Raw genomic sequence first — 13,814 nt, forward strand, 5'->3', positions numbered from 1 at the left:
CTCCCCCGCACACAGCGCAGGAGAGGGAGCAGGTTACAGAAGAGGTAGGGTAGGCATTCATGCCCACCAAATGCCTTAAACCGACCAACCGTCTTCCATTTAAAATTTGCGTGGACAGCGAGTGCCTACCCTACTTCTGACAAACCAGGCAAGCTTTTCAGACGGCCTCAAACCGCTTCAAGGCCGTCTGAAACCTTATTGCGCCACAAAACGGAACTTGTCTTCCCCACCGCCGTACAGGGCTTCGATTTCCTGCGTGCGGCGGGTACGCAGCAGACGTTGGTTCAGATTGCCTTTGTCGGTTTTCTCGCCCACGGCGTTGTCGGCGGCGTGCTCCATCAGATAAAGCCGCGCGATGCGTTTGGAGCTGGCCGAATAGCCTTGGTTGATTCTGTCCATAAAGTCTTCAAACCACTGCCGCACCGGTTCGCTGAGCAGCACGTCGCGCCAATCGGCATTGTTGTCCAAGCCGCTTTTGCGGCGGGTGACGGTCGGTTTGGGGAAGGCCAATACGCCGACTTCGTCCTTGCCCTCGCCCACCAGCACCACGTCTTCGATCAATTCGTTGCCGTGAATCAGGATACGGTTGCGCAACTCGCCGACGTTGACGAACGTGCCGGTCATCAGCTTGAAATCTTCGGCGATGCGGCCGTCGTACACCAATCCGTCTCCGACATTGTCGGGATTGAGCAGGCGCACAGCGTCGCCGGTGCAGTAGAAACCTTCTTCGTCGAAACTGCCGCGCGGATTGTCGTGCCGCCAGTAGCCCGGCATCACATGCGGCCCGCGCACGCGCAATTCGAGTTTGCCGTCGACCGGAACCAGCTTCACTTCGCAACCGGGCGCGGGGAAACCGACAAAACCGGCTTCCAGATTCGACGGCCCCGTGGTGAAGGTGCAGGACGGCGACGTTTCGGTCATGCCCAGTCCGGCCATAATGCGGATGCGCTCGCCGCAATGCGCGTAGCTGATGTCGGAGAGTTTCTGCCACAAATCCTGTGACAGGGCGGCTCCGGCAAAGAAAAACAGCTTCACGTTTTTAAAGAAGGTGTCACGCAGTTGGGCATCATCCTGCAGCGCATTAGCCAGCTGCGCCCACGCCACCGGCACGTTCAGGTACATAGTCGGCGAAATTTCTTTCAGGTTGCGGATGGTTTCGGGGAAACGGTCGGGGGTCGGACGGCCGTCGTCGATGTAGAACGTGCCGGCGTTGTACAGCACGATGCCTAAATTGTGGCTGCCGCCGAAGGTATGATGCCAGCTCAGCCAATCGACCAATACGGGCGGCTCGTCTTCCATTTCGGCCAAGGTCTGGCGCAGCATCTGCTGGTTGCTGCACAGCATTTTGTGCGTGGTCGGCACGACTTTGGGCAAGGAGGTCGAACCGGAGGTAAACAGGAATTTGGCGATGTCGCCGGCCTGAATCTGCGCGTGACGCCGTTCCACTTCACCGGTGGCGGGCGTGTTGAGAAAATCCTCGAATTTCAGGCAGGCATGGCCGTCCAAATCGCCGGTGGTGGTGACAATCGGTTTGCCGAGCTGGCCGCAGGCTTCGAGATGCCGTCTGAAACCTTTGCCGTCGCCCGCGAAAAACATGCCCGGCGTGAGCATGTCGATCACATGGCGCAGTTTGTCGGGGCTGTCGGCCACGAGCGAATAAGCCGGTGCGATGTAGGCGTGCGGCATACCGGCCACCATCGCGCCGAAATTGAGCAGGAAGGTTTCGATGGAATTTTCCGACAGAATCATCAGCGGCCGCCCGGCACTCAATTCATACGGCAGCAAAGCCTGCGCGATGTTGCGCACGGCTTGCAGCGTTTGTGCGTAAGTATAGCTTTGCCATCGGCCGTCCGAGCCGCGGCGGGCGACAAACACGCGGTCGGGGTATTTTTCCGCGTTTTCATAGAGACGCTGCGACAAGGTTTCGGGATAAGGTTTCAATGCCTCTTCGGGCGTGATGTAGAACGTACCGCCTTCTTGGCGCACGCTCACTTCATGGCCGCCGAGTTTCACGGGGCGGATGGGATAGTCGAGATAAGATGTTGCCTGTGACATGCTGTTTCTCCTCTGATGGTGTTCAGTCAGCATTTTCAGACGGCCTGTGGCTTCATTCGCGGCCGGTTATTTATCGGGCCGTCTGAAATTTCACTTACGTTTCAAAAGACTCAAATCGGATAATGTTTCGGCGTACTCCGCACGGTAATCCAGCGCAATTCGGTGAATTCGTTAATCGACGCATTGCTGCCGAAGCGGCCGTAACCGCTCTCTTTCACGCCGCCGAACGGCATCGGCGCTTCGTCGTCGACCGTGGCCGAATTGATGTGGCAGATGCCGCTTTCGATGCGCCGCGCAATGGCCATCGCACGCCCCAAATCGCGGCTGAACACCGCCGCCGACAAGCCGAACACGGAATCGTTGGCTTTGGCAACCGCTTCTTCGTCGTCTTTCACGCGCTCCAGCGTACACACCGGTCCGAACGATTCTTCGGTATAAAGCTGCATCCCCGGCGCGATGCCGTCGAGCAGAATCGGACTGATGGCGGTGCCGTTGATCCGGTATTCTGTAATCGCTTTCGCGCCTTTTTCCTCCGCATCGCGCACCATCGCCAAAATACGGTCGGCCGAGCGTTTGCTTTCCACATGGGCGATATGGACTTGTCCGCGCGGATCGCCGGTGACGAAACCGTCGATTTTCGCTTTCAGACGGCCTATCAACGCGTCGGCCACGCTTTCATGCACCAGCACGCGTTCGGTGCTCATGCAGATTTGGCCTTGGTTGAAAAACGCACCAAACGCAATCGCATTGGCCGCCTCGTCCAAATCCGCATCTTCGCACACGATGACGGGGGCTTTTCCACCCAGTTCCAACACCACCGGTTTCAGATACTCCGCGCATTGTTTGGCGACGATTTTGCCGACGTGGGTCGAACCGGTGAAGTTGACGCGTTTCACCGCCGGATGGGCAATCAGCGCCGACACCACTTCCGGCGCGTCTTCCGCGCTGTGGGTCACCAAGTTCACCACGCCGTCGCCCAAACCGGCTTCGCTCAAAGTGCGCACCAACAATTCATGCGTGGCCGGACAGTTTTCCGACGCTTTCAGCACCACCGTATTGCCGCAGGCCAAAGGCATCGCCAACGCACGGGTCGCCAGAATCACCGGCGCATTCCACGGCGCCATGCCCACCACCACGCCGCACGGCACGCGCACGCCCATTGCCATGCGACCGGGCACGTCGCTCGGAATCACATTGCCCTGAATCTGCGTCACCATGCCCGCCGCATCGCGCAGCATGTTTGCCGCCAGATGCACGTTAAAACCGTACCATGCGCCGCTCGAACCCATCTCGTCGATGCCGATTCTGACAAACTCGTCCGCCCGCGACGCCAGCAAATCCGCCGCTTTCAGCAGACGGTTGCGCTTTTCGCCCGGCGGCAGCGCCGCCCAAACCGGAAAAGCCTTGGCCGCCGCTTCCACCGCCGCCACCGCGTCCGCCGCCTTACCCGCCGCCGCAACCGTCGCCGCCTCGCCGCTCAAAGGACCGAAACGCTCGAACGTTTTACCGTCCGCCGCCGGACGCGACTCGCCGTTGATAAACAAATTGACTTGATTCATGAAAATGCTCCTGTTGTTTCAGGCCGTCTGAAACGTTTCAGACGGCATCCATATTTAGATTGCTCTGAATGAATCTTTTTGTGTGTTAAGGAAACTGCAAGGCTCTCGCAATCCTTCCCCTCTCCCGCCCGCGGGAGCGGGCTAGGGAGAGGGTGGCTCGTCCTCACAAAGCAACATTACGCCATCGCAAAAATTTTCAGACGGCCTAATTCAACCTTACCGTTTGTAAGTCTGCAAGCCCGGCTTGATGGATTTTTCATCCAAAAACTGGCGCATACCCTCCGCACGGCCGCCTTCGGGGTCGCGGAACAGACATTGGTCGAGCTTGGCGTACAGATAATCTTCGTTTTGATCCCAAGTCAGCTCGCGGCAGCGTTTGAAGCCGTTTTTCGCATAACGCAGCACCACCGGATTTTTCTCCAGCAGCACCTTGCACAATTTTTCCACCTCGCCGCGCAATTCGGCCAGCGGCACGCTCTTGTTCACCAGTCCCATTTCGGCGGCCTGTTTGCCGTTGAAGGTTTCGCCGGTCATGATGTAATACAACGATTGGCGGTGGCCGACGGTATCCGCCATCGCTTTGCTCACCAGGTTGCCCGGCGGAATGCCCCAGTTGATTTCCGACAGGCCGAACACGGCTTCGTCGGCGGCAACCGCCAAATCGCAGGCCACCAGCGGCGAGAACGCCCCGCCGAAACACCAGCCGTTGACCATCGCAATGGTCGGCTTGCTGTAAAACCGCAAAAGCTGCCATTGCCATCTGCACGCTTCGCGGCGGGCTTTTTCCTGCGCGATTTCAGGCAGGCCGTCGGTTTCGCGGAAATACTCTTTCAAATCCATGCCCGCCGTCCACGCGCTGCCCTCGCCGGTAATCACCACCACGCCGACATCCGCATCCTGCTCGAGCACTTCCAATACCTCGCCCATTTCGCGGTTGAGCGTCGGACTCATGGCATTACGTTTTTCGGGGCGGTTGAGCGACACCCAGGCGATTTGGTTTTCGACGGCGACTTTCACGGTCTGCCAGCGGTTTTCGTATGACATGGTTTCTCTCCTTCGGAAATATTCTGACGTTCGGCTGAAAACACGGCTTGAGTATAATATTAATTAAATTGACATTTCAAGCCCTATCCGCCAATTTTACACACCCGCCCATAAAATCCGATTAACAAAATGAATATAAACGATTTTATTTTTATAAATCCGAATTTGAAAACAGAATCACACGAATCATTTTCATCATTTCATTATCATTTAGATTGATATAAAAAGGCCGTCTGAAAACCTTTTCAGACGGCCCCGCTGCGCAGAAAACGCGCGGCATACTTGCGCGGCTCATGACGGATTTCAGGTCCAAACGGTAACGGCCTACCCGAACACCGTCACCGTTTGGCGGCTGATGAGCGTCAGCACGCCGTTTTTGTCCCACATCCGCGCTTCGGTGTGGCCGTAGCCTTCGGCCGCATAATCGGTGCGTACCGCATACTGCCAGAAATCTTCCAGCGAAATGTCCTGCGGTTCGTGCAGCAGCTCCAGCGTCCATGTCAGGCTGCTCATCGGCGCAATGTCGTCAAGCAGCGCGGCAGGCGCGGGCGGGAAGCCGTCGGCCAAGGCGATCAGATGCGCCACGGTAAACGCGCCGCTTTGGTTTCGGAAACGGGTGTACGCGCCGAAAGCAGCCTGTTGCGCGCCGCTGAATGCCTGCGCCCCTTCCGCCCAGCGCAAATCCAGATAATGCAGAAATGCCAACTCCAAACCGCCCAAATCGCGCTGCGTCGGCAAATCCTGCGGCGGCTGCCATTTGGGTGCGGGCGTCGAGGCTGTCTGAACCACTTTGGATTCGCGCGCCTCGCCGAAACTCGCCAACAACACCGCCAGCACTTCATTTCCCTGCGTCAGATGCACTTCGCCCTGCACCACCGACTTGCCCACCCGCAACACGCGTGCGTCCAGATGGACGGCTTCGGCGGCATTGACGGGGCCGACAAAATTGACCGTCAGCGAGCGCAGTCGGCGCGGCTTGTCTAAAATATGCTGCAATTTGGCCAGCATCAAAGCCGCCGTTACCCCGCCGAAGAGCGAACGGCCTTGGAACCAGTCTGCGCCGACGGTAACGTCGTCTCGCGTTCTCAACGCTTCAAATGCTTGATTCAAATCCATGTTTTTCTCCTTGGTATGTGCTGTTGTGTTTTGGATTATATAAAGCGACTTGATATATCCGCAATTGAAAAATCGAAAAGGCCGTCTGAAACGTTTCAGACGGCCTTTAAGTCTTTGTGCGTATTTGCCCTAACCGAGCAATCCGCCGAAATTGAGCAGGAACAAGACGGCAAAGCCTACCAAGTAAATCAAACCGACAATCGCCAAGGCTTCCATGCCTTTGGAGAGTTTGTGTTTTTTGTCGGCCTTTACCAGGCGGTAGTTCAGCCATGCGAACACGGGTGCGGCCAAGAAGGCTGAAATCATGGCGAATTTCAGCAATTCCGCCATCGCGCTGTTGAACCACAAAATCAGTGCCAAACCGCTACCGGCCACCCAGAGATACCAGCCGAACAATTCGCCTTTGCCGACGCTTTCTTTATGGCGGATCAGGCGCACGGATTCGGATACCGCGCGGGCGTAGCCGTCGATCACGGTGATCGTGGTGCCGTACATACAGGCGAACGCGATGAACGCCACCAGCGGACGCGCCCATTCGCCGATGGTCACGGCATACATATTAATCAGTTGGCCGATGTATTTGCCGCCGGCCATCTGAACTTGCTCCCCGTTGCCGTATTGCACATACGCGCCCAACACCAGAAACACCACCGCCAGCACCGCGCTGGTGTAAAAACCGACGTTGAAATCGAAAATGCCGTCGCGGTAGCTGGAAGGTTGGATTTTTTGCTTTTCCGTCACCCACAAAGAGTTAATCGCGGAAATCTCAATCGGCGCGGGCATCCACCCCATCAGGGCGATAATGAAACCCAAACCCGCCAGCGTCCACGGCGTCGGCTCGATAAAGTCAGGCTGCATCTGCATACCGCGCGACATGGCGATGCCGGCGGCGGCAATCGTCGCCACCGTCAGGCTGGCTACGATTGCTTTGGACACGTTATCCAAAGCCTTATATTGGCCGCTCATCAGAATCAGCAGGCAGGAAAGCATCACCAGTGCGGCAATCACGCCGGTTTCCAAACCCAAACCCGGCAGGGCCATTTTGACAATCGCCGCCGTCACAACCGCCACCGCACCGGCATTAATGGTTGCCGAAACGAAACACAACAGGGTAAACACCCATAAATAAAAGCGGCTCTTTTCGGCATAACCCTGCACCAGGCTTTTGCCCGTGTCCATGGTGTAGTGCGCGCTGAAGCGGAAAAACGGATATTTCAGGACATTGGTCAAAATGATGATTAAGGCCAGCTGCCAGCCGTATAACGCGCCGGCCTGCGTGGAGGCGATCAGATGCGAGCCGCCGATGGCCGCCGAAGCCATCAGGATACCCGGCCCCAGCGCGCTCATGCGGCTTTGCCAGGTGGATGCGGAAGTGTGTGTTTGACTTTGGGACATTGTGTTACCCGTCTTTTTTTCAGACGGCCTTAAAATTACGGAAAGCCGGATTTTAGCGTAAATTTAAACTTCGATTTTTTGATTTATTGATATTTAATGCCAATTTAAAATGACAAACTTTTGACTAATTGTAAAGTTCCATGAAAATTCGCAAACTATGCCAAAAACCTGCCTCAAAACAGCCTAGTATCGCTTTTATTGCCGGCGCATGACCGCCGCGCGGCAAAAGGCCGTCTGAAATACTTTCATCCGTTTTGCAACGGCCCGACAATATTTCAGACGGCCTTGACCGCATTTTGCCTACCGGCGGAACGACGTCGTTATCCCGTCCGCCGTGCCGCCGTCAGTCGCCCAAAACCCGCCGCTACGGGCATGGCCGCATCCGTTCGGCATAAAAACCGATACGGCAACCACCGTCATTTTGCTCATCATTTTTCCATAATCCCATCAAAATTTTAATGTATTCGGTAACTATACCCAACAAAATTTAACATTGTCACATAACTGTCACAAAACGCGGTTAAAGTGGCAACATTTAAAACCTTTCCATTTTATAAGGAAAAATCATGGGCACGGCTCCTTTGGATTCGAATGTCAAAAAAATCAACGCCATATTTGCCGCGCTGCTAATCGGTGCGGTCGGCTACTTCATCATCTGGGGCTTGGGCTACACCGGCGGCAACCATACCGTGCTTTTCCTGCTGGCGACTTTGTTCGGCGTATTCATGGCCTTCAACATCGGCGGCAACGACGTGGCCAACTCTTTCGGCACATCGGTCGGCGCAGGTACGCTGACCATCACGCAGGCCTTGTTGGTGGCGGCGGTGTTCGAAGTCAGCGGCGCGGTAATCGCCGGCGGCGAGGTAACGGCCACCATCCGCAAAGGCATCATCGATTTGAACGCGATGAATCTCGAGCCGATGCAGTTCGTGTACATCATGATGTCCGCCCTGCTCGCTTCGGCTTTGTGGCTTTTGTTCGCCACCAAAAAAGGCTGGCCGGTTTCCACCACCCACTCGATTATCGGCGGTATCGTCGGCAGTGGCTTGTGTTTGGGGCTGATCGGCAGCGGTTCGGATGCCTTCTCCCTTCTCCAATGGGATCGCTTGGCACAAATCGCCATTTCCTGGGTGTTGTCGCCGGTATTGGGCGGCCTCGTTTCCTACCTGCTGTTTGCCCAAATCAAAAAACACGTTCTCGACTACAACGCCGCCGCCGACGAACGCCTGAAACAAATCAAGCAGGAGAAAAAAGCCTACAAAGAGCAGCACCGCCAGACCTTTGAAAGCTTGAGCGAACACGACAAAATCGAAGCCGCCTCGGCGATGGCGCGTGACGTGCAGATTTACGAAGACCCCGATTTGGATCCGAAAGAGCTGGAATCGGCCTACTATAAAGGCCTGTACGAAATCGACAGCCGCAAAAACAGCATCGACACCTACAAAGCCCTGCAATCCTGGGTACCGTTTATCGCCTCCGTCGGCGCGATGATGATTTCGTCCATGCTGATTTTCAAAGGTTTGAAAAACCTGCATTTGGGCATCGGCAACGTCGGCAACTTCCTGATGATCGGCATGATCGGCGCGGCGGTGTGGATGGCGACCTTCATCTACGCCAAAACGCTGAAACGAAAAGACCTGGGCAAATCCACCTTCCTGATGTTCTCATGGATGCAGGTGTTTACCGCCGCAGGCTTCGCCTTCAGCCACGGCGCGAACGACATCGCCAATGCCATCGGCCCGTTTGCCGCCATTATGGACGTATTGCGCACCGGCGAAATCGGTTCCGAATCACCCGTTCCCGCCATCGCCATGCTCACATTCGGTATCGCCCTGATTGTCGGCCTGTGGTTCATCGGCAAAGAAGTGATTCAAACCGTCGGCACCAACCTCGCCGAAATGCACCCCGCTTCCGGCTTTACCGCCGAACTCGCCGCCGCCTCGGTCGTCATGGGCGCATCGCTCTTGGGCTTGCCCGTTTCCAGTACGCACATTCTCGTCGGCGCGGTCTTGGGCATCGGCTTGGTCAACCGCAACGCCAACTGGGCCTTGATGAAACCCATCGGCCTTGCCTGGGTCATTACCCTGCCCTCCGCCGCGATACTGTCGGTAATCTGCTTCCTGATTTTGCGCAGCGTATTCTAAGCACAAGTCATTCAAATCAAACATCAAGGCCGTCTGAACATTCAGACGGCCTTTTATCATTCGGGCGTTACTTTCAAAAAAACAACATTCTATTTATTGATATTGACTTAAATAACAAACATTCCCATAATGCGTAAATTGATTTAACTTTACTCAAACTTACAAGCAAACAGGGGAACTCACATGACAGAAACCATACTGCAACCAACCAACCAACCAACCAACCAACCAACCAACCAACCAACCAACCAACTGACGGACTGACCGCCGCAGAATACGCGCCGTTCACTCAAGAACCCGCCGAATCCCTTACACCTCCCCTTCCCAACGAAACCCCCGTCTATCCGGTGTACAACGCCGACACCGTTCCCCAAGACATTCACATTCCCTCTTCCGAACCCGTAACCGCAGAAGAAGTCCACATACCGAACTACCGCCCGCTCAAAATCGCCGGCGGCCTGTTGGCACTCGGCCTTCCCCTAGCCTTTGCAGGCGGCGGCGGTGGTGGAAAAGGCGGCGACAAACAAGCGGATAACTCAACTGACAAAGCCTCTGTCGAAAAAGCCGCTGCTGAGAAAGCCGCTGCTGAGAAAGCCGCTGCTGAGAAAGCCGCTGCTGAGAAAGCCGCTGCTGAGAAAGCCGCTGCCGAGAAAGCCGCTGCCGAGAAAGCCGCTGCCGAGAAAGCCGCTGCTGAGAAAGCCGCTGCTGAGAAAGCCGCTGCTGAGAAAGCCGCTGCTGAGAAAGCTGCCGCTGAGAAAGCCGCCGCCGAGAAAGCCGCCGCTGAGAAAGCCGCCGCCGAGAAAGCCGCCGCTGAGAAAGCCGCCGCCGAGAAAGCCGCCGCCGAAAAAGCCGCCGCCGAAAAAGCCGCTGCCGAAAAAGCCGCTGCCGAAAAAGCCGCTGCCGAAAAAGCCGCTGCCGAGAAAGACGCTGCCGAAAAAGACGCTGCCGAGAAAGCCGCTGCCGAGAAAGCCGCTGCTGAAAAAGCCGCTGCTGAAAAAGCCGCTGCTGAAAAAGCCGCTGCTGAAAAAGCCGCTGCTGAAAAAGCCGCTGCCGAGAAAGACGCTGCCGAGAAAGACGCTGCCGAAAACACCATGCCGTCTGAAAATACCGATGCCGCCGAAACCGTAACCACCCGTATTCTGTACGGCGACGGCGCTACCGTTACCCTGACGACCGCCAAACAGGACAGCGTGGATTTGTCCGCATTGGAATACCGCACCGCTTCCGCCATGCCGTCTGAAAGCAACAGAATAGTTTACCGCAGGCCGTCTGAAAGTGATTTAGACCGCTTAAACAAATTCATCGCCGAGAATCCCAAGTTAACCGCCAAAAATATCAACACGGCGTTTCAAAAAGACAGCGACGGCGACGGCCTGATTGACAGCAAAGACCGCTATCCGGATATGTGGAACGTTTCCGACCGCGATTTGCGGATGTTTTCTACTTTGGCTTATGCGACTGAAGGCAAGGCTGCTTTACAACAAGCATTTAGCGAAAAAGCCGGCAGCGTTGAAATCGATTCCATCAAGGCAAATTTGAACGGACAGGTTGACATCAGCGAATACCAAAATCATTGGGACGTTTTGGAAGTAGTCAACAAAGGTGAATGGTTTGGCAGCGGTTTGGATTACGTCATTTTCGGCAATGGCAAACAAACCGACGGCTCTTATCAAAATGTTGTGGTGGCATTCCGCGGTACAAAAGCCCTGCAAGACGCAACCGCCGGATTAAAGCTTGCTCAAGGAGACACGCCTACGCAAGCCAAAGAAATGAATGAAATCATCAGTAAGCTGGAGCAATATAACCCTGACCACATTTATTCGACGGGACATTCCTTAGGCGGTTATCTGGCGCAGTATTTTGCTGCCTATACGGTACAAAATTCCCCGTTTAAAGATGAGTTTGTCCGCAGCGTACTGTTTAATACGGCCAAAATTACCACAGACAGCAGCTCGACTTCTGATTTGCACACCGCGCTGGCGCGTTCCGAACAGTTTTCACAAGAGCGGATTTATGATGCGCATTTTACCAATCAATCAGGTATTACTTATAAAACAAATTCTTATGTTATTAACGGAGAATGGTTAAGCAGCGGAGATGTTCCGATAGCATATCAGGCCGCTGCTACCGTAGCAGCAGGAGTTGCAGACGCGGTAAAACCAGCGATTAAAGGAGGGTTCTGGGGTGCGCTGTTAGGCCTTGGTGCAACTATCCTTACAGGTGGAGCGGCCGCGCCTTTAGTATTGGCAGGGGCAAAAGCCGGAGCGACCGTGGGTGCAACGGTAGGTGGGGCAAAAGGTGCGGAAACTGTTTTAACCTTTAACGGCCTAGGTACTTATAAAAACACTATTTTCCTGGACAATACAGCCGCAGACAAAGACGGCTGGAATAAGCACGACCTAGTCAATTTCTACGAAACCAGCACCGAAGTCCAAAAATATTTCAGCCAAGGTTACCGAGTAGACAAAAATCAAGAAACCGCATACAAAAATACCGACTCTGACAAAGACGGATTAAGCGACTATCAGGAGCTGCGCGTCGGAACGCATTCATATACCCAAGATACCGACGACGACGGTTTTTCAGACGGCCTTGAAGCCAAATTAAACTCAGACGGCAATCGCGCCGACAGCGTGCCTTATGCCGTTACCGAACCTGCGCAGACCGCCGATTTGCGGCCGGTTTTGGCGGTGGTGCAGACCGAAGCTGCCGACGGTACGGTGTTGTCGGTCAAAGGGGTGGAAATGGCGGCGGTTCGCGAAGGCGGAGAGACGGTGTACAGGCCGTCTGAAAACGGTGTAACCGAGATGAAACCCGACGGTTTCGATTGGGACGCGTTTTCTGCTTCCGCACACCGCGGCACGGCGGTGTTGTCGGGTACGGACGGCAACGATGTGCTGACGGGCAGCAGCGGCAGCGACCGTTTGTGGGGCAATCTCGGCAGCGACACCATCAGCGGCCGCGCCGGTGCGGATACCTTCGTCTTCACCGCCGCGGATATTGCCGGCGGCCAAGCCGACCGCATTACCGATTTCGACATCCGCGAAGACAAACTTGACTTGGCCGGTTTGCGCGGTTTGTTCTCCGACCATGACGAAGGTTTCGCATGGGACAAGTTATTTTCAGACGATGCCGGACAAAGCGGTCTGGTGTTCGACCACGACGCGCAGACGCTGGCCTACCGCGCGGCAGGCGGCGACAGCACCGTTGTGTTTGCCCGTTTCGACAATGACGCGGCCATTACCGCCGCGCAAATCGTCGGCTGACCCGAGCCGTCGGGCGTACGCCGTGTCCGCCCGACGGCTTTTTCAGACGGCCTCAGGCCGTTCCCTCACTTTTACAAAGGAAACAATATGATGAAACTTATCCCTGTTCTTTCAGCCGCCGCTGTTTTGGCCGTGAGCGGCTGCGCCACCGTCAGCCATGCGCCGACGGAAGAAGCGGTACAGGCAAAAACCTTCGCCGCTCCGAGCGAAGGCAATGCCGGTCTGTATGTGTACCGCGACAATTCTATTGTCGGCGGGGGGTTGAAAAAGGATATTTGGGTTGACGGAAAATGCTTGGGCGAATCCTCGCGCGGTATTTTCTTCCGCACCGAAATCGCAGGCGGCCAAACCCATGCCGTCGCCACCGAATCGGAATTTTCGCCCAATGTCCTGAACCTGCAAGCCGAAGCGGGCAAACATTATTTTGTGCGCCAATACATCAAAATGGGGGCTTTTGTCGGCGGAGCGAATCTGGAACAGGTTTCTGAAGCGCAAGGCAAAGCAGCCGTGCAAAGCCTGAATATGGCCGCTTCCGGCAATTGCAGCAAACCGCATCCTTAATTGTAGAGAGGCCGTCTGAAAATGCAGTTCGGTTTTCAGACGGCCTATTTAATAACTAAAAGGAAAATTTATGTTTTTCAAAGTATTACTTCCCGTTACTCTGGCATTCTCCATGAGTGCCTGCGTCTCTATACACGCTTACACTTCCCCCTCACATCAAAAACATCCGAAAAGTGAATTAAAAATTCCGGCTCAACCTTTTGCTCTGCGCGTAGAAGCCGATTTTTCCCGAAACGGTACACCTCTTCCGAATGTTAATCCTTTGCTGCTAGCAAATATTGAACAATCATTAAAAAACAGCCGTGTCGCCGTACCGATGGCTCAAGCCGAACATACGTTCAAAGTTTCTGCAAATAACATTGCCAATCCACGCGGTGCAGTCGGTCAAGGTCTCGCAACCGGTTTAACGCTGGGCATGGCCGGCAGCACCACACAAGACGGCTATGAATTTGTATGTCGCTATGCCGACCGCAATAAAATTCTTTCCAGCGAAACTTATCCTCATGCCATTATCGCTACAATCGGCAATACGGCACCGCCAAGCGGCTTGACGGTGCAAAGCAATTTGCAAACGGCTTTTACGCAGGTTACCGATGACATCGTAACCAACTGCTTGGTCGATTTACAGAAAAAAGGCTATTTACTGCCTGAATAAAGAATAATCGGATAACGGT

The 13,814-nt window shown here is 55.0% G+C and carries 9 protein-coding genes; 4 read left to right on the plus strand and 5 right to left on the minus strand.

Going from position 1 to position 13,814, the window contains the following annotated elements:
• Positions 1 to 195 precede the first annotated feature (195 nt).
• From ACM67E_RS09220 to ACM67E_RS09240, 5 genes are all read right to left on the minus strand, one after another.
• Positions 196 to 2,055 carry a feruloyl-CoA synthase gene (locus ACM67E_RS09220; RefSeq protein WP_416191155.1) on the minus strand — a complete coding sequence of 620 codons (1,860 nt, stop codon included), beginning with the start codon at positions 2,053 to 2,055 and terminating at the stop codon, positions 196 to 198.
• A 110-nt stretch (positions 2,056 to 2,165) separates the two neighbouring features.
• The gene (locus tag ACM67E_RS09225) at positions 2,166 to 3,614 is read right to left on the minus strand and encodes an aldehyde dehydrogenase (protein ID WP_416191156.1); all 1,449 of its coding nucleotides are present in this window, start codon (positions 3,612 to 3,614) and stop codon (positions 2,166 to 2,168) included.
• Positions 3,615 to 3,830: 216 nt separating this feature from the next.
• Entirely contained in the window at positions 3,831 to 4,658 is an 828-nt protein-coding gene (locus ACM67E_RS09230) for a p-hydroxycinnamoyl CoA hydratase/lyase (RefSeq protein ID WP_416191157.1), read from the minus strand.
• 324 nt (positions 4,659 to 4,982) lie between these two features.
• A complete protein-coding gene (locus ACM67E_RS09235; RefSeq protein WP_416191158.1) occupies positions 4,983 to 5,774 on the minus strand; it encodes an acyl-CoA thioesterase in 792 nt (263 codons plus the stop codon).
• A gap of 129 nt (positions 5,775 to 5,903) precedes the next feature.
• Positions 5,904 to 7,169, minus strand: coding sequence for an Nramp family divalent metal transporter (locus ACM67E_RS09240; protein WP_416191159.1), 1,266 nt, complete (start codon positions 7,167 to 7,169; stop codon positions 5,904 to 5,906).
• A gap of 566 nt (positions 7,170 to 7,735) precedes the next feature.
• Here ACM67E_RS09240 and ACM67E_RS09245 point away from each other — a divergent pair.
• From ACM67E_RS09245 to ACM67E_RS09260, 4 genes are all read left to right on the plus strand, one after another.
• Positions 7,736 to 9,313 carry an inorganic phosphate transporter gene (locus ACM67E_RS09245; RefSeq protein WP_416191160.1) on the plus strand — a complete coding sequence of 526 codons (1,578 nt, stop codon included), beginning with the start codon at positions 7,736 to 7,738 and terminating at the stop codon, positions 9,311 to 9,313.
• 347 nt (positions 9,314 to 9,660) lie between these two features.
• The gene (locus tag ACM67E_RS09250) at positions 9,661 to 12,579 is read left to right on the plus strand and encodes a histone H1-like repetitive region-containing protein (RefSeq protein WP_416191161.1); all 2,919 of its coding nucleotides are present in this window, start codon (positions 9,661 to 9,663) and stop codon (positions 12,577 to 12,579) included.
• A gap of 87 nt (positions 12,580 to 12,666) precedes the next feature.
• A complete protein-coding gene (locus ACM67E_RS09255) occupies positions 12,667 to 13,140 on the plus strand; it encodes a DUF2846 domain-containing protein (RefSeq protein ID WP_416191162.1) in 474 nt (157 codons plus the stop codon).
• Between the two features lie 70 nt (positions 13,141 to 13,210).
• On the plus strand, positions 13,211 to 13,795 hold the full coding sequence (locus ACM67E_RS09260) for a hypothetical protein (protein WP_416191163.1): 585 nt from the start codon (positions 13,211 to 13,213) through the stop codon (positions 13,793 to 13,795).
• Positions 13,796 to 13,814: the final 19 nt, after the last annotated feature.

Source organism: Neisseria sp. CCUG12390 (assembly GCF_047837985.1).
Taxonomy (GTDB): Bacteria; Pseudomonadota; Gammaproteobacteria; order Burkholderiales; family Neisseriaceae; genus Neisseria.